Source organism: Halanaerobium sp. DL-01, assembly GCF_003338615.1.
Lineage (GTDB): Bacteria > Bacillota > Halanaerobiia > Halanaerobiales > Halanaerobiaceae > QPJE01.
The window spans coordinates 26,705-50,776 of the sequence record NZ_QPJN01000005.1 but is presented as its reverse complement, the minus strand read 5'-3'; the positions used below and the strand labels follow the sequence as shown (position 1 = coordinate 50,776).

Genomic DNA, 24,072 nt, shown 5'->3' with positions numbered 1-24,072 from the left:
GAAAAGAAGGTGTTATAGGTGAAAAGATATCTGTTTTTTATTGTAGTTTTCTTTCTTGTTTTTTATTCTTTGTCTCTTTCTGCAGAAGAAATAGATTTAAATTCTTTTAAGTTTTCAATCAAACCTGACAATATTGAGGAATCAACTTTAATTCCGGCCTCAGAATTGAAAGAAAATCTTCCGCTATCTTTTCACAGAATGGAAGATAATAAATTTCTGATAATTTTTGCAGGAAGGTTTTATCTGCTGAATGTCGAGACAAAAAATATAAAAATTGAAGGTGGAGAAATTAGGCTGGAGAATAATATTTTTTATCTGAATGGACATCTGCTTCTGCCGGTTGAGTTTATTAAAATGCTGCCAGGAATTGATGTAGATAATTCTGGAAAAATAATTTATGACCAAAATTTTGCAGGATAAGACTGCATAAGAACAGGAGGGCTGTACAAGTTTGATTATTAGTAGACAGCAGAAAAGGAACATTTAAAGATTTCCATAATATAATAATCTGTCTAAAGGACTTCAATTTAATTTATAGGCAGTTACTGGAATAAGCAGACAGAATATGTTATCGAGTGGCTTTTATCAATCAGGGTAAACTGCTTGCTATGGCTATTGGCAGCCCGAAAAAATTTGAAAAAGAGCTGAGTAAAAGCAGAGATGAAGAGGTCACTTTACTGGAAGTATTTAAAGAACTAAATCAATAAGTTAGGCAGGAGGAAATTTATTATGAAAATTTCACCTGAACACAGCTTTTTATTCCAAAATATAAATCATATAGCATATTATTTAATAGATATGGAGCATTTTGGCCCTGTTAATCAAATGATGGCTGATATATGTAATCTTTCTAAAGAAGATATAGAATATCAGCATATATCAGCATTTTTTAATGATAAAGAGTTGAAAAATCTAAAAAAATTTCATAAAAAACTTTTTGAACAGGGTGAGGAAAAAAATGTCTGCAGGAGTTTTGTTAGAGATAGTGGAGAAGAGAGGTTTTTTGAGGTAAAATATATTCCTCATAAAAATAATAGTGAGAAAGTGGATTATATTCTCTGTCTTGCTGAAGATATTACAAAAAAACTGGCAGCTAAAAAAAAGATTAAAGCACAGAAAGAAGTGTTAAAGGATAATGAATTGAGGACAAGATTTTTTACCAATGTTTCACATGAATTAAAAACTCCACTTAATCTGATTTTTTCCACACTTCAGGTAATAGATTATTACAAAAAACAGCACAGCTACCTTAAAAATGACAAAAGATTGGATAAATATCTAAACTTAATAAAACAGAACGGATTTAGACTGCTGAGGCTTGCAAATAATTTGATTGATATAATCAGAATTGGTGCAGATTCATTTAAAATTAATAGAGGCAATTATGATATTATTTTTGTTATAAAAGGTATAATAGAATCTGTTAGTGATTTTATTGACAGTAGAGATAGGATGCTGAAATTCAGTACTGATATTAAAAGTAAAATTATTGCATGTGATCCATTTAATATTGAAAGAGTTATGCTTAATCTTCTTTCAAATGCAGTTAAATTTACAGAAGCGGGAGATGAAATCACAGTTAGTGTAGAAGAAAAGGAAGAAAAAATTGTCATAAGTGTAAGAGATACCGGTATAGGTATCAAAGAGGAAGAACGGGAAGTGATTTTTGAACAGTTTCGTCAGATAAATAAAAGCTTTAACAAACAGCAAGAGGGCAGTGGAATTGGCCTATCTCTGGTAAAGTCAATTATTGAAATGCATAATGGAAAAGTATGGGTTGAAAGTAAATTTGGCGAATACAGTCAGTTTAGTTTTTATTTGCCTGATTTTAAAGTTATTAAAGAAGATAATGATAGCGAAAAATATAAAGCGGATAATCTGTTTAATAAAGTTGATTTAGAATTTTCTGATATCTAATGATATCTATAATGTAGGGTTTTAAATATCGTTAATATGGCAGGAAAAAGGAGAGAACTGTTGAATTAATATATATAGTAAATAAAGCTTTACTGAAAGGAGGGGACTGTTTTGATAAATCTGGAAAATAAAGTATTCAATATCTATATTTACATATTTATATTTATTATTGTTTTAATATTAAATCAATCTGCTGTGGCTCAAAATAGAATTTTCTTCAATGGCAGAGATATAACAGAGGAAATAGAAACTCTTGAAAGAAAGGGAGAGCTTTTAATTAAAGCCAGGGATTTAGAAGAAATGCTTGATGCAGAGCTGAAGTGGCAGTCTGCTATAAAAACTCTGGAAATGAAATCAGATGGAGTAAAGATTAAACTGATGGCTGACAGTCCCTATATTCAGATAGGCAATAAAGCTTTAAAGACAAAAGCAGGATTGGTTTTGATGGACGGCAGTGCATTTGTTCCGCTGGCCAGATCAATAGAAGCTTTTGGATTTCTGCTTGAATTTCAGAGAGGTAAAGAAGAACTTTATATTTTCAAACCTGAGACTACTATAGATAATGTCTGCTGGTCAGAAGATGGAAACCAGCTTAAGATTGAGATGGATGAAATTACCCCCTATCGGGTACTCAAAGGAGAAAATGAAAAAGAAATTATTGTAGAAATAGACAAGGCTGAGATTGCTAAAGGTTTTACAGATAATATTTCTAATGATAACTTTTACTTAAAAATCGATAATGTTCCAGATAATGCACTTCTGCGGCTTACTGTTAAAAGTAAGTATCCTATACCTTTTCAGTTGGATGGTGGTGTACATGAAGAGGAAGAAGGACTTGTGCTAAGTTTCCTACCCCAGATTAAGACGATATCCTGGTCAGATAAGGATATGCTGATGGTGGAGGCAAATGGAGAAATATTTAAACCGGATATTATGTATCTGGAGGAACCAAGAAGAATGGTTATTGATATTCCCAATCTGATGCTGGGAGATTATAAACTTAACCTGCCAGAAAATGAGTGGGTTAAAGATGTTAGAGTTTCACAGTTTAAATATGACCCAGTAACCTTAAGAATAGTACTGGAACTAAAAGGTGAAAAGATTCTGCAGCCGTTAAGCCGGGAGAAGGAAGACCTTCTTGTCTTTAAACCTACCGTACAGACAGAGATAAATAATTTGGTCTATAGTGGTAGGAAAATAAAATTTAATTCTACTTCTTCTCTAGTGCCGGATATGTTTCTTCTTTCAGAACCACCTCGGCTGGTAATCAATCTCTTTAATGCCGAAAGAGGAGAAAATATTTCTGATAGTGTAGAAATAGAGAATGATTCTCTGATAGAAAAAATTCGTACTGCCCGTTTTGATCAGCAGACAGTACGCTTTGTGGCAGATCTTAAAGAGCTTACAGGCTACAGCTGGGAGGAAGAAAAAACCAATGATGGATATAGCTATACGGTCAGCTTCAAAAATAAGTTTTCCAGTATTAGTAGTAAAGAAGTTGATGGTTTTCAGTATATTAATATAAATTTAACCGGTAATGCTGAATATGAGGTAAAAAAATTTAACTATCCACACAGACTTGTAGTAGACATTAAAAACGCTGTTGATAATCTTGAAGATATTGAACTTCCAGAATATGGATCGATGATAAGAGATATCAGGACAAGCCGATTTGATAAAGATGGAAAAGAAGTTATAAGGCTGGTATTTGAACTGAATAAATATTACAACCACGAAATAACTAAGACAGAACAGGGGAGAAGAATAAATATTGCCCTGGCAAAAGATCAGAGTTTTGTAAATCCAACCAGAAAAGATCGAATAGTTGTAGATGCAGGACACGGTGGATTTGATCCAGGAGCAATAGGGAAAAGCGGCCTTGAGGAAAAAGAAGTAAATCTTGCGATTGCCTTACATTTAGCTCAAATGCTTAGAGATTCCGGTCAGGATGTAATTTTGACCAGAGATGGGGATGAGTTTATATCCTTAAAGCAGAGGGTTAGTAAGGCCAATAAATCCGGAGCAGCTCTTTTTGTGAGCATCCATGCCAATTCATTTAATGATCCACAGTCCAGTGGTACAGAGACATATTACAGCAGGGCAAAAAGTGAAAAAAGCAGGAAGCTGGCAGAATATCTGCAGCAGGAACTGGAAACAGGGATGGATCTTTTAGGAAGAGGTGTTAAAGAAGAAAATCTTTATGTAATTAAATATACTCAGATGCCGGCCGTTCTTGTGGAGACAGCATTTTTGTCAAATCCTCATGAAGAAAGTCTTCTTTCGGAAGATATGTTCAGAAAAAAAGCTGCTCGAGCCATCTATAGAGGTATTATAAAGTACATGAACACTATTAGTAAAGGGGGAGATAACTTATGATAGAAAAGAAATATAATCGTAAAAATCCCTCTAAAAAAAGGAAAATACTAGTACTTTTGAGAATTGCTCTAATTACAGCAGGTGTTATTTATTTGCTGATATTTTTGAACGGGTTGTTTACCGAAAAAGAAGTAGAAATATACTTTTCCACTGCAGATGCAATGTATCTACAGGCAGAAAAAAGAGAACTGACAGGTGAAGACATATACCGAGAGATAGCGGCTGAACTCAGCAGAGGACCTGATAATAAAAGCTTGAGGAAAACCATTCCTCAGGAAGTTGAGCTGATAGATTATCAGATTAAAGATGGTCTGCTTATTCTTAATTATAATAGAGCATTGGTAGAAAACCACTGGGGAGGAAGTACAGGTGAGAGGCTGACGGTTTATTCAATAGTGAATAGTTACACCTCCCTTGAAAATATTGATCAAGTTAAAATTTTGATTGAAGGTAAAGAAATTGAAACTCTGGCAGGGCATATGGATCTGACGTCATCATTTGTATTCAATGACAGCCTGGTTTTGCAGAAATAACTTGCAGCCGGGCTTATCTCTTATTATAATGTTATAGAAGTTAGATTTAATTTGAAGCTTAAGAAAACAGGAGCTGATTTATTTGTATGAAAAAAACAGACCGATTGGACTTCTAGATTCAGGAGTAGGTGGGCTGACAGCAGCAAAAGAAATATTAGATATATTAGAAAATGAAAAAATTATATATTATGGTGATACACTCCATCTTCCTTATGGTCCTAAAAATTTGGATGATGTAAGAAAATATGTTAAAAAAATAGTAAGATATCTGATTGAAGAATGGAAAGTTAAAGTAGTAGTTTTAGCATGTAATACGGCAACTTCAGCTGCTCTCGAAATTTTAAAAAAAGAGTTTTTTATTCCTATCTTTGGTATAATAGATAGTGGTGCCAGAAAAGCAGTAGAAATTAGTAAAAAGAAACGAATTGGATTAATTGGGACTCAGGGTACTATTTCCAGTATGGCATATCAAAATGCTGTTAGGTCTTATGATATAATGCAGAAAATTTATGCAGAACCGTGTCCACTTTTTGTGGAGATGGTGGAAAAAGGAGAATTTACAGGTAGGGAAATAGAAAAAACAGCAGAGAAATATCTGCAAAATCTTATTAAAAATGATATAGATGTGCTGATTTTAGGCTGTACTCATTATCCTTATTTGGCTCCTGTTCTAAAAAAAATTGTGGGAAATAAAATTAAACTTATTGATCCATCCCTTGAGATAGCTGGAGATTTAAAAAAATTTCTAATAAAAAATGATTTATTAAATATCAGCCCACATGCTGCAGAACATCAATTTATTGTAAGTGATATTGACAAAATATATCAAAAATTTTTAGTAGAGGGAAGAAAATTTTTAAAACTTGATAATCTTCATTTTGTAGAAGATAATATTTTTACAGAATATTAAGTGTTGGAGGGATTTTTTTTGCCACAGCTATTTAAGGGAAAAATAGAAAAAAAAGAATTTATGGAAAAAAGAAAAGAAATTCTAAAAAGCTGGAAAACAGGTAGTGAAGTTGATCTGCGTTCAGCTGTAGAATTTCAACGCAGTTTAAGTGAAGGCCGCAGAACATCTTCTGTACTTAAACAAGCAGCATCAGAAGGTAAAATACTCTGTCAGCCAAGGGCCGGTCTTACTCTTCTGGATCATCATTTAGAACTTCTTAACTTTCTGAAGAAAAATGCAAAAGCAGATATACTTTCCACAAATGTTGATACTATGACAAGACAGAACAGATATCAGGATGCAGAAAATGGACTGGTAGAGAGCAGGGAAATTAAAAAATCACTTCTGGATGGTTTTCCTATCGTGAGCCATGGAGTAGATAACTGCAGAGAAATAATTTTAAATTTAGATATTCCTGTTCAACTAAGACATGGAACTCCGGACTCGCGTTTAATGGCTGAGATAGCCTATGCATCAGGATTTAATGATTTTGTAGGTGGAGGTATTTCCTATAATTTCCCCTATGCAAAAGATAAAAATCCTGCTGACACTGTTTCCTGGTGGCAGTATGTGGACAGATTAACAGGATATTATGAAGACAGAGGTGTAAACATTAATCGTGAAACTTTTGGCCCACTTACAGGAACTATGGTTCCACCGGCTATCAGTGTTGCTGTTTCTATTATTGAAGGCATTCTGGCTGCAGAGCAGGGAGTAATTCACCTTAGCTTGGGCTATGGTCAAAACGGAAATTTAATTCAGGATACAGCTGCACTTATGGCCCTGAGAGAAATGGCAGATAAATATATAAATGATGATTTAAATTTAACAGATGATATTTTTATAAGCACTGTTTTTCACGAATGGCTGGGGGGATTCCCGGAAGATAGAGCAGCTGGATTTGCCCTTATAAATACTGGAATACTGTCGGCTGCAGCAGCAGAAACAGATAAAATAGTTGTTAGATCTCCAGGAGAAGCAATAAATACCTCCTGTAGGGAAGATCTGGCAGATGGTATCAGGACGACCAAACACTGTTTAAAAATTGCTAAAAGACAGGATTGTTTTGATATGAAGCTTGTAGAAGAGGAAAAAAGCATTATTATCAAAGAAGCATCAGCTATCATTGATAGGGTTAAAGATATTGCGGATGGATTTTGGGCAAAGGGTGCTGTTAAGGCAGTGGATATGGGTATTATCGATGTTCCTTTTTCTTCCAGCACTTTCAATAGAGGAGAAGTAATGCCCTGCAGAGACAGTAGGGGGGCGGTAAGATTTTTTAATACAGGATGCCTTCCATTTAATGATGAGATAAAAGAATTTCACAGAGAAAAAATTGAGGAAAGAGCAGATAAGGAGAAGCGTGAAGTCGACTTCCAGATGGTTATAGATGATATTTATGCAGCTGGAAGGGGTCTGCTCAGCAGTAGCGACTTCCAAAATTAAAGGAGGATTTAATAATAATGCGCAGTGATGGAAGAAAAAGAGACGAACTTAGAGAAATAAGAATTCAGAGGAATTTTACAAAATATGCAGAAGGATCTGTAATGATCGAAACTGGGGACACTATGGTATTATGTAATGTATCTATAGAAGACAGTGTGCCCTATTTTTTGCGTGGGAAAAATCAAGGCTGGCTGACAGCAGAATATTCTCTTCTGCCCAGATCAACACAGGATAGAATAATAAGAGAGGCTGCCAAGAGAAAATTGAACGGCAGAACCCAGGAAATTCAGCGCCTTATTGGACGCAGCCTGAGAGCTGTAGTAGATCTGGAAAAACTGGGTGAAAGGACAATCTGGGTAGACTGTGATGTCATTCAGGCAGATGGGGGGACCAGAACAGCCTCTGTAACAGGAGGATATGTAGCACTTGTTGATGGGATTAACAAACTTATGGAAAGTGGAGAACTCGAGGAAAATCCAATAAACACCTACATGGCCGCTACAAGTGTTGGTATTGTTGATGGTGAGCCTATGCTGGATTTATGTTATGATGAGGACTTTGAGGCTCAGGTGGATATGAATATAGTTATGAGTTCTGAAGGAAAAATCATTGAGATCCAGGGTACTGCTGAAGAAAGTCCTTTCAGTAGAGAAGAATTAAATCAACTTTATGATCTGGCAGAAAAAGGAATAATGGAGCTGATAGAAAAGCAGAAAATCAGCCTGGAGAGTGAATAAGTATGGAAAAAATTATTATCGGCAGTGGTAATAAAAATAAAATTAAAGAGATAAAAGATTTCTTTTCTAATTTAAAACTGGATTTTGTTGGTCTTCCGGAAGATATAAATCTACCTCCGGTGATTGAAGATGGCAGTTCCTATCGGGAAAATGCACTTAAAAAAGCCAGGCAGAGATCTAAAGAGCTGCAGCAGACAGTGCTGGCCGATGATTCTGGATTATCGGTTGATTATCTGGATGGGGCTCCAGGTATATATTCGGCACGTTTTGCTGGTGAAGAAAGTAGTGATAAAGAAAAATATTTAAAAATTATTTCACTGTTGAAAGACAGCAGAATAGATGAAAGAAAAGCAGCTTTTGTATCTGCAGTTGCTCTGGTCGATCCTCAAAAAGGAGACGAAATTGTTGTTGAAGGACGGGTGGAGGGTGTAATTACTCTTAATCCAGCTGGTGACTATGGTTTTGGTTATGACCCTATATTTTATCTGCCAGAATATGGTAAGACAATGGCGCAGCTGAGTCCGAAAGAAAAAAATAAAATCAGTCACAGAGCGAAGGCACTTAAGAAAATGAAAGAAGTACTTATACAGAGATATCTCGAGTAATTAGTAGTTTTTAAATTATAATTTAATTTTTAAGCCTCTGATCTATTATAATATTTTTTGACCAATGCTGTAATATAGGTTATACTAGTAAATGTCGTTATATCGGAGCGTGGCGCAGTTTGGTAGCGCACCTGCTTTGGGAGCAGGGGGTCGAAGGTTCAAATCCTTTCGCTCCGACCATTTAATCTTAATAACTTTTTGCGGGAGTAGCTCAGTTGGCTAGAGCATCAGCCTTCCAAGCTGAGGGTCGCGAGTTCGAGTCTCGTTTCCCGCTCCATGCGCCCGTAGCTCAGCCCGGATAGAGCAACGGACTTCTAATCCGTAGGCCACAGGTTCGAATCCTGTCGGGCGCACCATTTAAAATTAAAGTCTAATATGGTGGGTGTAGCTCAGTTGGCTAGAGCGCAGGATTGTGGCTCCTGAGGCCGTGGGTTCAAGCCCCATCACCCACCCCATTTTTAAGCACCCAGCAGGGTGTTATTTTTTTATTTTAGCACATATTAATATTAATTAATCTATTCCAGATATTTTTAAAAAATACAAAGCAATAATATCAATATTTCAAAAAAGTATTACAGAGAAAAATCCCTGTTCATTGGTCAACAAACTATTTTCGACAGTATATTAAAAAATAGACAATAAATTTTTTTGATATTTAACTTGACATGGGAATAATATCACTATATAATGACATTAGTATAAATTAATATGAAGGTGGTTATATGATAGAAATTCTATCTTTTTTAAAGTGTATATCAGATGAAACAAGGCTAAAAATGCTTAAACTTCTTATGGAGGGGCAGTTCTGTGTGTGTCAGATGCAGGAAATTTTGGATAAATCACAGTCCAGCATTTCTCAACATCTAGCATATTTTAAAAATCTTGATCTGGTTGATGAAGAACATGACAGCAAATGGACATATTTTTCTATCAACAGGAAAAAGTATGATTACTATCTATCTGAGCTGTTATCGTTATCAACTAAAGATTTAGAGTATATGAAAATGAAAAAAATGAAAGATGAAATAGAAGCAATAAAAGCGGAAAACAGTTTCGAAAGAGAAAAAAACAATATAATGAGGTGCTGTGGATGATTAACAAGTTTGCTGAATTATTGGTTTACAACTGGATGGGCCTTGATGAGGCAACGCGCCTGGGCAGTTCAGTTCATTTTTTCTTTTATGATAGTATAAAGATTATCTTTCTGCTGAGTATTATGATATTTGTTATTTCAATTATAAGAAGTTTTTTTCCACCTGAAAAAACTAAAAAATTGCTCAGCAATTATAAAAAAATATTTGGTAATATTTTTGCGTCAATTTTAGGTGTTGTCACACCATTTTGTTCCTGTTCCTCGGTACCTATATTTATAGGTTTTGTTGAATCAGGTATACCGCTTGGTATAACATTTTCTTTTTTAATTACATCTCCAATAGTGAATGAGGTTGCTCTTGTTATGCTTTTTAGCCTTTTCGGTTGGAAGATAGGTCTACTTTATTTGATAAGTGGAATATTGGTTGGTGTTATTGGTGGAATAATTATAGAAAAACTTGGAATGGAAAAATATGTTGAGGAATATGTTTATGAAATAAGTACTGGTGAAGAAGATATAGAAGAACTCAATTGGGATCAGCGAATTAGTTTTGCTAAAAATGAGGTTAAAGATATTGTTGGTAGAGTCTGGAAATTTGTTATTATAGGTATTGGCCTGGGGGCACTGATTCATGGTTATGCTCCAGCGGAACTTCTGGCCCAATATGCTGGCCCGGACAATCCTCTTTCTGTAATCGCTGCAGTTATTGTTGGAATACCATTATATGCAAATGCAGTTGGAACAATACCAATTGTGCAGGCGCTGATGGGCAAAGGAGTTGCACTTGGTACTGCACTTAGTTTTATGATGGCAACAACAGCTTTGTCTCTCCCTGCTATGATAATTTTGCGCAAGGTAATAAAAACACAGCTAATAACAGTTTTTGTAACTGTTGTGGGGCTTTCTATAATTGGAGTCGGCTATATGTTTAATTTTGTAATGAATTTTGTTTAGTTGTTTGGGTTGTTTGTACCGGGTACCAGGTACAAAATAAAAATTAATTTAGGAGTGGTGTAAATGGAAATTAAAATTTTTGGTCCTGGATGTAAAAATTGCGTTAATCTGGCGAATAATGCAAAAAAGGCAGTGGAAGAAACAGGTGTTGAGGCAGAAATAATCAAGGTAGAAGACATGAAAGAGATTGCCCAGGCAGGCATAATGAGCACACCTGCTATTGCAGTTGATGATGAAGTTAAGATTAAAGGTCGTGTGGCAACAGTAGAGGAGATAAAAAAACTTATTTCTTAATATGATTTTTTAAATTTATTATCAGTTTTATTTAATTCCTTCTGAACCTTGTTATCTTTTATCTTTATATGTTATAATATAAAGGTCTTGTTGACCTGAAGTCAAAAATGCTGGAGGGAATTAAGATTGGCTAAATTTACAAAAAAATCAATTGAGCGCAGGAATGTTATAATGGAGGAAGCAGAAAAACTTTTTGTTGAAAAGGGTTTTGAAAAGACAACGGTAAAAGATATCGCTGATAAATCTGGAGTTGCAAAAGGTACTTTTTATTATTATTTTGACACAAAAGAAGATATAATTACCGCACTACTGGAAAAAAGATATAAAAAAACTGAAGAAAAAGCATTAAGAATTGCTGAAAGTGATAGATTTACTCCAATAGAAAAGATAGAAAGAATTTTGCTTCGTTTAATATTTGACCGACAGGATAATTTTAAAATATATGAATTTTTTAAGATAGATGAAAACGCAAAAATAATGAAAAAAAGAAATAAAGAATTTAGAGATAAATTTATACCAATATTTACTGAAGTAGTAAAAGAAGGAATAAAAAAAGGTGATTTTGAGACTGATTATCCGGAAGAAGTCACTGATATAATGTTTATGGGGGTAGATGGATTTCTGCACAAACATTATGCCACCCTTACTACAGAAGAGATGTATAAAGGAAAGTTTTCAGCAGTAGAAGAGGTGATGAGCAGATCCCTGAATTTAAAAGATAGAAAAATCGATCTTTCATTAATGAAGCCCGAGAAATAGCTCGGGCTTTTAAATTTTTGTTTATTTATTTTCTTTTCTGTTTTTTTGCTCTTTATTGCAATCTATTTTTAGATAATTCAATTAATTATGATAAACTTCTTACTTAAATTGTTTGTCGGATAAATATTTAATTTACCTGGGGAGAAAGTAGGCAGGTAATTTGAAAGCAAAAGAGAACCTCTGAGCTGGAGGTTCTCTTACATAATGGAAATTTTAGTTTTGAGAATAAGCTTTTGCTTTTAATAATATTAATGAAATTAGGTGAAAAAATAACTATTGATTTATTATAGGTGTCGATATATTTTATTATGACCAGGCTCTTAACAATACTGCAGTAAATAGGGCCAGCATTCCAGAAACTAAACCAAGTCTAAATACACCTCTAAATAATTTTGTCATCAGTATCATCCTTTCTTATATTATTTATATTCTTATTAGAATAATCTTTATAAAATTATTCACAAAATCTCTTACAATTTAATTATACATCTTTAAATGTATTTGTAAACCCCTTTTAAAAAAGTTTAAATTATAAAATAATTCTTTATTTAAAGAATTATTTTGACAGTGAAAATAAAGATTAATATAATATAGTTAATCTGTTATAATATAAGTTTATTTTCCAATAAATCAGAAGTTTATACAGGATTTTATATAAATAGTTTTTAATAAAAATTTTTGTATGGAAGTGTAAAGGAGTGGATGTTTATAAGCTGAATGATGAATATTGATTGTCAATGGTGATAAAAATTGATTAAATGACTTTAGCTTTGTTTTTAAAGACTTTTCCTATTTTTGCAACACTAAAAAATAATTTTGGGGAAACTCTATTTTGTTTTTTATTTAACAGTATTGATTTAAAGTGATATAATAAAATAATAGGTGGTGATATAAGATGAAGAAAGATTTTACTAATAATGATTTGATTGCATTTATAGGTAGACTGGCAAATAAATGGGGGACAGGTCATGAAAGTGTTAATAAGATTCTGGATAAAATACACCAATTTTTAGAAGAAAAAGATTATGATTTTGGTTTTATGGATAAAATACTGGAATTTATAGAGATGCTGAAGGCATATTCGCGAAGAGAATTTCATATAGATGATAATTCACTTGGGTGGATAATTGCTACACTTGCATATTTAATGCTTCCAACTGATTTAATACCGGATTTTATACCTATTATTGGTTTTACAGATGATGCAGCTGCATTTATAATAGCCTATCAGAATATTTCTAAAGAAATTCATAGATTTAGAGCCTGGAAAGCAGCAGCTGAAGAAAAGGAAAGAAAAGAAGCTGGAAAAAGCAAAAATGAACAAAACCCGGTTATGAATGTAAAAACAGAAAATTAAATATTTTTTTCTAACACCTTGACATCTTCAAAAAGCTATGCTAATATTATATGTGCTTTTTGTGAATAAACATAAATTGAAGTTTTTCACAGATTGTGTGCGAAAGTGGCGGAATTGGCAGACGCGCTAGATTTAGGATCTAGTGGGTAATCCCCGTGTGGGTTCGAGTCCCACCTTTCGCACCATTTATAGCACTGTTCATGAACCCCGATATTGGCCAGGGCGCCAGGTCGGGGATTATTATCATATATAATAGAGTTTTAAAAGTTAATTGAATATAATATTATTTGGACTGAAATTTTAATATCTGCAAGGAGGAATATTGATGGAAGTTGTAAAAGAAAAGCTTGAAGGAAATAGGGTTCAGCTTGAAGTGGAAATAGAGGAAGAAAAAGTAGAAGAAGCTTTAGAAAAAGCATACCGCAAAGTAGTAAAAGATATTTCAATACCGGGGTTTAGAAAAGGTAAAGCACCGCGCAAGGTTGTAGAAAAGCGCTTTGGAGAAGAAGTTCTTCATAAAGATGCCCTGGACATATTGATTCCACAGGGGTACAGTAAAGCACTGGAAGAGGCAGGTATTGAACCGATTGCTCAACCAGAAATTGAAGATTTTTATATTGCTGCTGGTGAGCCTGCAACATTTAAAGCAGTTGTAGAAGTGAAGCCAGATGTAAAGCTTGGTAAATACAAAAATCTGGGTATAGAAAAAGAAGACAGTGAAGTAAAAGACGAAGAAATAGAAACACGTCTTCAAAATATGTTAGACCAGCACAGCCAGCTTGTCAATTCTGACAAGGAAGAGCTGGAAGAGGGTGATTTTGCTATCATTGATTTTACAGGATATGTTGATGGCGAAAAGTTTCCCGGTGGTTCAGCTGAAGAATATACTCTGGAGATTGGATCTGGAAGTTTTATACCAGGGTTTGAAGAACAACTTGTTGGATTAAAAGTTGGGGAAGAAAGAAATATAGAAGTCACCTTCCCGGAAGGATATCAGGCAGAAGATCTTGCCGGGAAAGAAGCTGTATTTGAAGTAAAATTGAAAGAAATAAAGATTAAAGAAACTCCAGAATTGGATGATGAATTTGCTCTAGAAGCAAGTAAATTTGAAACTTTAGATGAGTGGAAAAATAACCTAAGAAGTGAAATGCAGGAACAGAAAGAAACTGCAGCGGAAAACAGTTTTAGAGAAAAGTTAATTAAAAAAGCAAGCGAAAATGCTGAAGTTAATGTTTCCGATACATTGGTAGAAGAACAGCTGGATCAGATGTTTGAAAACCTATCACATTCAATTTCTCAGCAGGGTTTAGATGTTGAAGATTATCTGAACTATATAGGAATGGATGAAAAAGAGTGGAGAGAACAGAATAAAGAGACAGCAAAAGAAAGAGCTAAAGAACTGCTGGTATTAGAAGCAATTGCAGAAAAAGAAAATATAGAAGTAAGTGAAGAAGAAATAGATAAAGAAATAAAAGAAATTGCAGAAGCAAATGATCAGGACTTTGAAAAAGTAAAAGGAATTCTGAAGATTCAGGGCCAGCTTTCAATTCTTAAGGAAGATATTATCCGCAAAAAGACAATTGACTTTCTGGTAGAAAACAATTAATGAAGGCAGAACGTACTTTTTTAATAAAAAAATTATGATATAATTATATATGAGGAGGGAAAAGCAATGAGTTTAATTCCAATGGTAGTTGAACAGACAAATAGAGGAGAAAGATCATATGATATTTATTCTCGGCTTCTCAAAGATAGAATAATATTTTTAGGTTCTCAGGTTACAGATGATGTAGCAAATGTAGTTATTGCTCAGCTTCTTTTCCTTGAAGCAGATAATCCAGACAAAGATATTTATCTATATATCAACAGTCCAGGTGGTTCTGTAACAGCAGCACTGGCCATGTATGATACAATGCAGTATATTAAACCTGATGTAGTGACAATAGGTATGGGTCAGGCAGCAAGTGCAGGAGCTCTGCTGCTGGCAGCAGGTGCAGAAGGAAAGCGCTATGCGCTTCCCTATTCAAGAGTTATGATCCATCAGCCTGCCGGTGGAGTACAGGGTAAGGCAACAGAGGCTGAAATTCACATTAAAGAGCTAATGCGGATTAGAGAAGTGCTCAATGATATTTTAAGTAAACATACAGGACAGAGTACAGAAAAAATTGCTCAGGATGTAGAGAAAGATTATTTCATGACTGCTGAAGAAGCAGTGAATTATGGAATAATAGATGAAGTAATCAGCAGAAATGATTTGAAATCAAAGTAATTTACCTTAAGAGGTGATAGGATGTTTAAATTTGGCGACGAAGTGGGTCAGTTGAAGTGTTCTTTTTGTGGGAAAAGTCAGGAACAGGTGCGCAAATTGGTGGCTGGCCCCGGGGTATATATTTGTGATGAATGTATAGAACTCTGTAATGAGATTATTGAAGAAGAAATCGATGATGAGATGGATTTTAATTTCAGCAGTGTTCCAAAACCCCGAGAAATAAAAGGTATCCTGGATCAGTATGTGATCGGACAGGATAGGGCAAAGAAATCTCTTTCTGTCGCTGTTTACAATCATTATAAGCGTGTAAACTCAGACATGAAGATAGATGATGTAGAACTTCAGAAAAGTAATATTTTGATGGTGGGTCCAACCGGGTGTGGAAAAACACTTCTGGCCCAGACACTTGCAAAGATAATTGACGTACCGATTGCAATTACCGATGCCACATCTTTAACAGAAGCCGGATATGTTGGAGAAGATGTAGAAAATATCCTGCTAAAATTGATTCAGGCAGCAGATTATGATATAGAAAAAGCAGAGCGGGGAATAATTTATGTGGATGAAATCGATAAAATTGCCCGCAAATCAGAAAATCCATCAATTACTCGGGATGTTTCTGGAGAAGGTGTACAGCAGGCACTGCTTAAAATACTGGAAGGTACAGTAGCCAGTGTTCCTCCACAGGGAGGTAGAAAACACCCTCATCAGGAATTTATTCAGATCGATACAACAAATATTCTCTTTATAGCAGGTGGGGCATTTGATGGTCTGGAGAAATTAATAAATTCCCGCATAAGTGAAAAGGTAATGGGTTTTGGCGCAGATATAAAAACTCAGGAAGAAAGCAAAAATATTGGTAATGTATTGAAACATATACTGCCGCAGGATCTTCTTCACTATGGTTTAATACCTGAATTCATTGGCCGGATGCCGATACTTGTAACATTAGATCAGCTGGAAGAAGAAGATTTAGTAAGAATCCTCACTGAACCCAGAAATGCTCTTGTTAAACAGTATAAAAAGTTTTTTCAGATGGATAATATAGAGCTTAACTTTACAAAAGAAGCATTAAAGGCTATTTCGCGGAAAGCTCTATCAAGAAATACAGGAGCAAGAGGTTTAAGATCAGTGGTGGAAAATACAGTTTTAGATATTATGTATGATCTTCCCTCACAGCCAGAGGTGCGCAAATGCCTTATAACAGATGAAGTAATTGAAGAAAATAAAAAGCCGGTATTAGAAATAGACGAAAATACTGAAGAATCTGCTTAAATTGAAGTAAAGCTGCTAATGAACGATTAATCAGGAGATAATATTGCTCTTTTAAGGGTAGTATTATCTCTTTAATTTTCTTATAGGTTTAAAGAAAACTGTTTTTAAAAACAGAAATATACTAGCTGAGAGGTGAGTAAATTGGCTGAGAGTAATAAAAAAATAGAAAAAATTCAGGAACTTCCTATGCTGGCATCTAGAGGTGTTGTTGTTTTTCCACATATGGTAATCCCACTGCTTGTGGGGAGAGATAAATCAATTGAAGCATTAGAAGAAGCAATGATGGAAGAGAAAAAAATATTGATTGCAGCACAGAAAGATGAAGCTGTAGAAGAACCCGCTGAAGATGATATATATAAATTTGGTACAGTAGCAGAAGTAAAACAGCTGGTAAAACTTCCCAATGGAATGTTGAAAGTTATTGTAGAAGGACTGCAGAGAGCAGGTATAGTAGAATTTCTTGGAGAAGACGACTATTTTATGGTCGAAGCTGAGATTTTTCCAGAAAAAGAACCGGAAGTGAATAGAGAAATACAGGCGTTAATGCGAACAGTTCTTAAAGCTTTTGAAGAATATATTAAATATAACCGCAATCTTCCTGGAGAAACAATTATGTCGGTAAGCAATATTGAAGAAGCAGGTCGGCTGGCAGATGTAATTGCCTCACAGGTTGATCTCAAATTTGATCAGTTAGAAGAACTTCTGGAAGCAGTGGATGTTGTTGAAAGACTGGAAAAAATGCTGGAACTGCTTCAGGATGAAGTCGAAGTGCTGAAAATAGAGCAGGATATCAACAAAAGGGTCCGTAAACAGGTAGAAAAAAATCAGAAAGAGTATTATCTAAGGGAAAAAATGAAAGTAATAAAAGATGAACTGGATGAAGATGATGATACTGAAGATGAAATAGATGAATATTATGAAAAGATGGAAGAAGCAGAGCTTCCGGAAAAGGTAAAAGAAAAAGTTGAAGAAGAAATAAAAAAGCTCAATAGAACGCCCAATATGTCTCCCGAAGCAACTGTAATCCGCAACTATCTTGACTGTGTACTGGAACTTCCCTGGAATAAAGAGAAAGAGGAAGAGATAGATATAAAGAAAGCAGAAGAAATTTTAGAAGAAGACCATTATGGATTGGAAGATGTAAAAGAAAGAATTTTAGAATATCTTGCTGTCAGAAAATTAGCACCTGTTAAAAAAGGTCCTATACTTTGTTTGGTTGGTGCTCCAGGTGTAGGAAAAACATCTCTCGGCAAATCAGTAGCAAGGGCACTTAACAGAGATTTTGTGCGCCTTTCACTTGGTGGTATAAGAGACGAAGCAGAAATAAGAGGGCACAGAAGAACCTATATTGGTTCCAGACCGGGGCGAATAATTAATGCAATGCGTGATGCTGGGAGTAAAAATCCTGTATTTCTGCTGGATGAAGTGGATAAGATGAGTTCGGATTTTCGTGGAGACCCATCATCAGCTATGCTGGAAGTACTGGATCCTGAACAGAATATGGAATTTACAGACCATTATCTGGAAATCCCTTTTGATCTTTCCCAAGTGTTATTTATAACAACTGCCAATGTCGCTTACACTATTCCTGCTCCACTGCTTGACAGGATGGAGCTGATAGAAATACCGGGCTATACGGAAGACGAAAAAGTAAAAATTGCAGAAAGACACCTGCTGCCGCGAATATATAAAGATCACGGATTAAAAGAGGATCAGATAAATATTTCTACAAATGCTATTTTCAAAGTTATTAGAGAATATACCAGAGAAGCTGGAGTGAGAGAGTTGGAAAGAAAGCTGGCGGCCATTACCCGTAAAGTGGCAAAAGAATTTGTAGAAGGCAGAGATAAATCTGCTCTTGTTTCTGTAAACAGTATAGAAAAATATTTGGGGTTGGCTGATTATGAGTACGAAAAAAGTGATTTAGAAAACAGAGTTGGTGTTGCCACAGGAATGGCTTACAATCAGGCCGGTGGAGATATACTTGCCATTGAAGTTGCAGTTGTGCCTGGTAACGGAGAACTAATTTTAACAGGTTCTTTAGGTGATGTAATGAAAGAATCAGCTCAAGCAGCTTTAAGCTATATTAGATCAAAGCAGACTGAACTGAGTCTTATTGATGGATTTTACAAAAAATATGATATTCATATTCATGTTCCCCAGGGAGCAGTACCCAAAGATGGTCCTTCAGCAGGTATTACCATAGCTACAGCACTTGCATCTGCACTTACCGGTAGACCTGTGCGCGGTGATTATGCAATGACTGGAGAAATTACACTGCGGGGTAGAGTTCTTCCTATTGGTGGACTAAAAACAAAAATACTTGCTGCCAAAAGGGCAGGGATTAAAAAAATAATTATTCCCGAAAAAAACAGAAAGAATTTTGAAGAAATATCAGATGAAATTATAAAAGATGTTGAAGTAAACTATGTATCACATATGGATCAGGTAAGAGAAATAGTTCTTGTTGAGGATGAGAACAGTGAAGATTAAGCATGCAGAATTTATAAAAAGTGTCTTTAAACTGGAAGAATGTCCCAGAATCAGACAGCCAGAAATTGCTTTTAGCGGCAGATCAAATGTTGGTAAATCTTCGCTGATAAATGTAATTACAGGCAGGAAAAAGCTGGCCAGAACAAGCAGCACACCCGGACTAACACAGTCGCTAAACTACTACAATATAGAGGATAAATTTTATTTAGTAGATCTGCCTGGCTATGGTTTTGCCAGTGTGCCGAAAAAAGTTAGGGACCAGTGGGCAGAACTTATAGACGGCTATTTAAACTACAGAGAAAATTTAATTGGAATAATCCAGATTATAGATGCCAGGCACAAACCGACAGATGATGATAAAATGATGGTGGACTGGCTTAAATTAAATGGAGTTAATTTTTTAATAGCTGCCACAAAAGCTGACAAAATTTCCAATAATAAAAAGGCAAAACAGAGGAAATTGATTTTTAAAGAGCTGGATCTTTACCCTGATGACAATTTTATTTTCTTTTCTGCTAAAACAGGAGAAGGAAGCAGAGAAGTACTGGATTATATTGATTTTCTGCTGGATTTTAAAAGAAGTTAGGAGGGTGAAAATGTCAGACAGCTATACCCGCTATTTTGCCGAAATTTATGATGATATAATGCGTGCAGTTCCATATGACAGCTGGTTATATTATTTGCAGGATCTTATTGATTATTACAAAGCAGATACAGAAAAGATTTTGGAATTAGCATGTGGGACTGCAAATATGACAGTAAGATTGAGCAGACTAAAGGAAGTAAAACATATTACCGCAGTTGATTTATCTCCAGAAATGTTAAAAAAAGCTGCAGAAAAAATAAATACAGCAAATACAGAGGTAGAATTTGTACAGGGAAATATGAAAGAGATAGAATTTGATAAAAAATTTACATTGATAGTTTCCTTTTTTGATAGTATAAATTATCTAACAAAAGAAGAAGATCTTGCCAATTTGTTTAATAATGCTGCTAGTGTACTCACCCATGATGGATTATTTATTTTTGATATGAATAGTATTGGAAGAATAAACACAATTAAAGAAAAGAAGACTCTTTTGGAAGGTGACAACTACAGCTGTCTGTGGGAAGATATAGTATATAGAGATAAGGATATCTGGCAGGTCAGGTTAAAAATATGCTTAAAAGGCGATAATCAGCCCTGTTATGAAGAACTGCACAGTGAAAGAGGCTATAAAATAAAAAAGGTAAAACAACTGCTGTCTAAAAATGGATTTCGATCTATTGAAGTGCTAAATGCATTTAGCTTTCGTAAAGGTAAAGATAGTTCTAATAGACTTTATTTTATTGCGTCACCTCAGAAAAAAAGATTAAAAAATAACAGAGGTATAATAAAAAAACTTCTGTTTCTATGTAAAAATGATATTAAAAATATAATACGTTATATTTGAAAAACTGCCGTTTTAAAACGGCAGTTTTTTATGAAATAGATATTATTGCTTTCAAATAATATATTTTTTGTCATCTATTATTTACTTTTTGCTGACAACTTCTTTTAAGTGTGATTCTTTATTTTTAGGTCTTCTCCAAATTATTTTTTTAAGCCAGGGAAGAACATAATAATCAAGTCCAAAAGAACGCCCTGAACCGATTAGAGCGATTGAGGCAAAAAGGAACCAGAATAATGGACTAAAGTGTCCGGGATATTCACTGGACCAGTGTGCATACTGACCAGCCAGTAAAAAGTTAATTGAAAATCCAACAGAACCTAAAGCACCCAGGCTTGCAAATAAACCAAAGATTAAGGAAATACCGATTCCTATCATACTGAGAGTTACTACAATTTGAAAGAAAAGTGGGAACTTAAAGATAATAGCTTCATTGAGCCAGACATACCAGCCGACAGCATAGTCACCGATAGGTGATGATGAAGCTCCCGAAACCAGATAATCTCCACTCAATAACCATCCATCTCTCACTTTGGTATATCCTTCATAAAGCCACATGATTCCAACAAAAATACGTAAAGGAACTAACCAGAGTGATCTTGAAGTCGCACTAAAAAAGCTAAATAATTGAGATACAAGTCCTTTATGTGAAGCCTGATCATGGATATATTCATCTATAAGGCTAAATCCTTCTTTTATACCACCAATATTAAACAAATAGTGCATATTAACAAGATGTTTAAGCAGCATAGCTGGACGACCTTTAAGTGATAATCCAGTTACATCAGCTACGGCAAAATCTCCACCAATAGAAACCATTACACCATGTAAAGCAGCTTCAATATTTTCTTTTTCCTTACCAGTAATTTCTGAATAAACATTGTTTGCCGCACATTCTCCAGTCTGCATAGCAGATTCAACCAGAGCAGGAAGAGTGTCTTCATCTGCCCATGGAGCTGCAGAATTGTCACCAATAGCAAAAACTTCTGGATAATCCGTCAGCTGAAGGTATTCATTAACTATAAGTCTTTCACTTTTATCTTTTTCTAATTCAAGTTCTTCAACAATTTCAGCACCTTTAACACCACAGGTCCAGATAACAGTATTTGTGCTGATTTCAACATCATTCTGAAGAACAACACTATTTTCGTTAACAGCTGTTATAAAAGATCCTGTTTTTACTTCAACATTTTTCTTTTTAAGATACTCAAGTGCTTTGTCCACCAATTCATCTTTAAGATTGGGGAGGATTCTATCCAGCCCTTCTACAAGATAAAGATCGACATCTTTGCGTGGGATTCCATACTGCTTTGAAAGTTCATCAAACCAGGTAATTAATTCACCCACCATTTCTACTCCGGTAAAGCCACCACCTGCAACTACAAAAGAAAGCAGTTCTCGTCTGCGCTGAGGGTCAGATTCGCACTGCGCTTTTTGAAAACAATTTTTAATATGTTCATTAATTTTTTTTGCATCATCGATAGACCAGAGTGTAAAAGCATTTTCTTTAACACCTTCAACACCGTAATCAGCAGGCTGACTTCCAGCACCAAGAATCAGATAATCATATTCATATATATGTTCATCTGATGATAGGGTTTTGCTGTCAAAGTCAATTTCATTTATCTTGTCCTGAAGAACATTAACCTTTGTACTTTCAAAAAGTCTGTTAAGACTTATTTGAAGATCTTCAGGTAGGATGCGGTTACCCGCAACTTCATGTAACTCTGTGATCAAATTATGAGTGGGGTATTTATCAATCAGAGTTATTTCTATTTCAGGACTTTTCTTTGCCAGCTTTGCCAGACGTTTGGCAGCTGAAACTCCACCATAACCTGCGCCTAATATTACAACATGTTTGCGCATAGTATTTCCTCCTTATTAATTTTTTCATTAAATAATATTGTAGTTATATTTTTCACACATCTATTATAGCATATTTATTTTAAAAAGCAAGAAATCTTATAAAAATACTCGGGAATATTTCTGTAATTATATATAAATAATAAGTATAAATTTTAAAAAACAATAATTTTTAATATAGAAAATAACACAGAAAAATTGAGTAGATAAAAATATATTGTAATAAAAATAATTTCTCATTTTTTGAAATCGCAAAAACTCAAAGTTATCAACAGTCAAAATTGTGGATCAATTGTGATTAGAAACTTTTAAAATAGGCTCACAGATTATGTAAAAAAGGTGAAATAAACTCCTGTTTTGGCATAATTAATTTATACACATAAACACCAAAAAGGGGTTATTTCACTATAACTAATTATACCAGATTAATTTATAAATTGAAACGACAAGGTAAGTAATTCAGCAATAAATTTTTACCCTTTTTTGCAGCTCTAAAAATAGTTTTGTGGAAACCCTATTTATGATAAGTTGTTGACGATTTTTAATTCATGTGGTATATTATTAAACAGAAAGTTTTTTATTTCTTAAATTATGTAATAATTATAATACCAGCTTCATAAACTCAAAAAATTTATTTTAAAAAAGGAGAGGGAGGAGATATAGTTGGTGAAGAAAAGTATATTTATTTTATTTTCAGTGTTTTTAATATTTGCAATTACATCAGGAGTATATGCAGCAGAAGGTTATAAAGACGGAACTTATGTTGCTTATGAACCGGATGACTATGGTGACTTAGTTATTGAATATGTTATTGAAAGAGGTAGACTGGTTGATGTCAACATGATAAATCCTTTCAGATTAAATTATGATTATGAACCAGCAAAAATTGCATTTTTGGAGTATCCATATAAAGCATTAATAGCAGAAAACCCTGCAAATGTTGATGTTGTGTCTGGTGCTACAAACAGTTGTGAAAGCTACAACAAAGCTGCAGAAATGGCTTTGAGTATTGCTGACGGTAGTTATGAAGGTAATAAATATTATGGTGTTGCAGAAAACTTTGCTTCTGGTCATGTTCTTATAGAAATTATTGTTGAAGGTGAAGAAATTACAAATGCACGATTCATTACAGCAAACTCTGAGCTGGGTGATCACGGTGAAATGTTAATGCCTGCTAAAAGCGATGACTCTTCATATGCGGCAGCTGTAGAATACTTTAATAGTTTTCCAAAAAAGGTTGTAGAAAATCAAGGTAATGTTGACCTTGTGTCTGGTGCTACTGACAGCTATCATAACTTTAATGATGCACTTGATATGGCTATGAAACAGGCTGGTCTTAAGTAAAATTCAAATGTCAAAAAAACTGCCCCTTTTAAAAGGGGCAGTTTTTTTTGATGTCAAAGAAATTATAACATAGACTTTCCCCATTTTTTATATACTGCTGCAAAAAGGGGAGATGCAGGAATATTGAAATTTTTAGTCAATGAATCTTAACGAAATGAAGGAAGAAATAGGGTTGAACTGCAGGATGGAGTGAGCTAATCATGAGTCAGGAGGACTCATTGATTAGTGTGCCCTATTTCACACCCGAATTGAGTTTTAGCTAAATCTAAAAATTTCGTTGATGACTAAAGCCCCCTTTTTGCAGCTTGAAAATAAATTTTGGGGAAACTCCTTAATTATAACAGATGGTTTATTGTGGATAAAATTTATGGATTCATA

General features: G+C 34.5%; 22 protein-coding genes and 5 tRNA genes. 26 read left to right on the top strand and 1 reads right to left on the bottom strand.

Features of this window, described 5'->3' with window-relative positions:
- The first annotated feature begins 18 nt into the window (after positions 1-18).
- The 25 genes from DER71_RS02980 (at position 19) to DER71_RS02865 (ending at position 20,490) form a co-directional block, all read left to right on the top strand.
- Positions 19-420, top strand: a complete 402-nt coding sequence (locus tag DER71_RS02980; RefSeq protein WP_114458724.1) for a hypothetical protein — start codon at positions 19-21, stop codon at positions 418-420.
- Positions 421-575: 155 nt separating this feature from the next.
- Positions 576-707 carry a hypothetical protein gene (locus tag DER71_RS12340; RefSeq protein ID WP_255416542.1) on the top strand — a complete coding sequence of 44 codons (132 nt, stop codon included), beginning with the start codon at positions 576-578 and terminating at the stop codon, positions 705-707.
- Between the two features lie 22 nt (positions 708-729).
- Positions 730-1,917, top strand: coding sequence for a PAS domain-containing sensor histidine kinase (locus DER71_RS02975; RefSeq protein WP_233487043.1), 1,188 nt, complete (start codon positions 730-732; stop codon positions 1,915-1,917).
- Positions 1,918-2,028: 111 nt separating this feature from the next.
- A complete protein-coding gene (locus tag DER71_RS02970; RefSeq protein WP_233487044.1) occupies positions 2,029-4,293 on the top strand; it encodes an N-acetylmuramoyl-L-alanine amidase family protein in 2,265 nt (754 codons plus the stop codon).
- On the top strand, positions 4,290-4,826 hold the full coding sequence (locus DER71_RS02965) for a GerMN domain-containing protein (protein WP_114458726.1): 537 nt from the start codon (positions 4,290-4,292) through the stop codon (positions 4,824-4,826). Before DER71_RS02970 ends, DER71_RS02965 begins: the two co-directional genes overlap by 4 nt.
- 82 nt (positions 4,827-4,908) lie before the next feature.
- The gene (gene murI / locus DER71_RS02960; protein ID WP_114474269.1) at positions 4,909-5,736 is read left to right on the top strand and encodes a glutamate racemase; all 828 of its coding nucleotides are present in this window, start codon (positions 4,909-4,911) and stop codon (positions 5,734-5,736) included.
- Positions 5,737-5,754: 18 nt separating this feature from the next.
- Positions 5,755-7,221: a methylaspartate mutase subunit E gene (locus DER71_RS02955; protein ID WP_233487363.1), complete on the top strand. Its 1,467-nt coding sequence runs from the start codon at positions 5,755-5,757 to the stop codon at positions 7,219-7,221.
- A 17-nt stretch (positions 7,222-7,238) separates the two neighbouring features.
- On the top strand, positions 7,239-7,958 hold the full coding sequence (gene rph, locus DER71_RS02950; RefSeq protein ID WP_114458728.1) for a ribonuclease PH: 720 nt from the start codon (positions 7,239-7,241) through the stop codon (positions 7,956-7,958).
- A gap of 2 nt (positions 7,959-7,960) precedes the next feature.
- A complete protein-coding gene (locus DER71_RS02945) occupies positions 7,961-8,563 on the top strand; it encodes an XTP/dITP diphosphatase (protein ID WP_114458729.1) in 603 nt (200 codons plus the stop codon).
- A 103-nt stretch (positions 8,564-8,666) separates the two neighbouring features.
- Positions 8,667-8,743: transfer RNA gene (locus DER71_RS02940), tRNA-Pro, on the top strand.
- Between the two features lie 20 nt (positions 8,744-8,763).
- A tRNA-Gly gene (locus DER71_RS02935) sits at positions 8,764-8,840 on the top strand.
- Position 8,841: 1 nt separating this feature from the next.
- Positions 8,842-8,919 (top strand) — tRNA-Arg (locus tag DER71_RS02930).
- Between the two features lie 22 nt (positions 8,920-8,941).
- Positions 8,942-9,018 (top strand) — tRNA-His (locus tag DER71_RS02925).
- 267 nt (positions 9,019-9,285) lie between these two features.
- Positions 9,286-9,657, top strand: coding sequence for a helix-turn-helix transcriptional regulator (locus DER71_RS02920; RefSeq protein ID WP_114458730.1), 372 nt, complete (start codon positions 9,286-9,288; stop codon positions 9,655-9,657).
- Complete coding sequence (locus DER71_RS02915; RefSeq protein ID WP_114458731.1) at positions 9,654-10,610, top strand: permease; 957 nt, start codon at positions 9,654-9,656, stop codon at positions 10,608-10,610. Before DER71_RS02920 ends, DER71_RS02915 begins: the two co-directional genes overlap by 4 nt.
- 63 nt (positions 10,611-10,673) lie before the next feature.
- On the top strand, positions 10,674-10,904 hold the full coding sequence (locus tag DER71_RS02910; protein ID WP_114458732.1) for a thioredoxin family protein: 231 nt from the start codon (positions 10,674-10,676) through the stop codon (positions 10,902-10,904).
- 126 nt (positions 10,905-11,030) lie between these two features.
- The gene (locus tag DER71_RS02905) at positions 11,031-11,663 is read left to right on the top strand and encodes a TetR/AcrR family transcriptional regulator (RefSeq protein ID WP_114474268.1); all 633 of its coding nucleotides are present in this window, start codon (positions 11,031-11,033) and stop codon (positions 11,661-11,663) included.
- An 895-nt stretch (positions 11,664-12,558) separates the two neighbouring features.
- The gene (locus DER71_RS02900) at positions 12,559-13,020 is read left to right on the top strand and encodes a YkvA family protein (RefSeq protein ID WP_114458734.1); all 462 of its coding nucleotides are present in this window, start codon (positions 12,559-12,561) and stop codon (positions 13,018-13,020) included.
- A gap of 99 nt (positions 13,021-13,119) precedes the next feature.
- Positions 13,120-13,205 (top strand) — tRNA-Leu (locus DER71_RS02895).
- A gap of 140 nt (positions 13,206-13,345) precedes the next feature.
- Positions 13,346-14,626, top strand: coding sequence for a trigger factor (tig, locus tag DER71_RS02890; RefSeq protein ID WP_114458735.1), 1,281 nt, complete (start codon positions 13,346-13,348; stop codon positions 14,624-14,626).
- A 66-nt stretch (positions 14,627-14,692) separates the two neighbouring features.
- A complete protein-coding gene (gene clpP / locus DER71_RS02885; RefSeq protein WP_114458736.1) occupies positions 14,693-15,289 on the top strand; it encodes an ATP-dependent Clp endopeptidase proteolytic subunit ClpP in 597 nt (198 codons plus the stop codon).
- A 21-nt stretch (positions 15,290-15,310) separates the two neighbouring features.
- Positions 15,311-16,564 (top strand): ATP-dependent Clp protease ATP-binding subunit ClpX, encoded by a 1,254-nt coding sequence (gene clpX / locus DER71_RS02880; protein WP_114458737.1) that lies wholly within the window; start codon positions 15,311-15,313, stop codon positions 16,562-16,564.
- 186 nt (positions 16,565-16,750) lie between these two features.
- Positions 16,751-19,057, top strand: coding sequence for an endopeptidase La (lon, locus tag DER71_RS02875; RefSeq protein ID WP_233487046.1), 2,307 nt, complete (start codon positions 16,751-16,753; stop codon positions 19,055-19,057).
- Entirely contained in the window at positions 19,047-19,643 is a 597-nt protein-coding gene (gene yihA / locus DER71_RS02870; RefSeq protein WP_114458739.1) for a ribosome biogenesis GTP-binding protein YihA/YsxC, read from the top strand. The genes lon and yihA overlap by 11 nt, the downstream gene beginning before the upstream one ends.
- Before the next feature lie 10 nt (positions 19,644-19,653).
- Positions 19,654-20,490 (top strand): class I SAM-dependent methyltransferase, encoded by an 837-nt coding sequence (locus DER71_RS02865; protein ID WP_114458740.1) that lies wholly within the window; start codon positions 19,654-19,656, stop codon positions 20,488-20,490.
- 81 nt (positions 20,491-20,571) lie between these two features.
- Here DER71_RS02865 and DER71_RS02860 read toward each other — a convergent pair whose 3' ends face one another.
- Entirely contained in the window at positions 20,572-22,353 is a 1,782-nt protein-coding gene (locus DER71_RS02860) for an FAD-dependent oxidoreductase (protein ID WP_114458741.1), read from the bottom strand.
- A 660-nt stretch (positions 22,354-23,013) separates the two neighbouring features.
- On the opposite strand from DER71_RS02860, the gene DER71_RS02855 reads away from it, so the two are divergent.
- The gene (locus DER71_RS02855; protein ID WP_114458993.1) at positions 23,014-23,694 is read left to right on the top strand and encodes an FMN-binding protein; all 681 of its coding nucleotides are present in this window, start codon (positions 23,014-23,016) and stop codon (positions 23,692-23,694) included.
- The last annotated feature ends 378 nt before the right edge of the window (positions 23,695-24,072 follow it).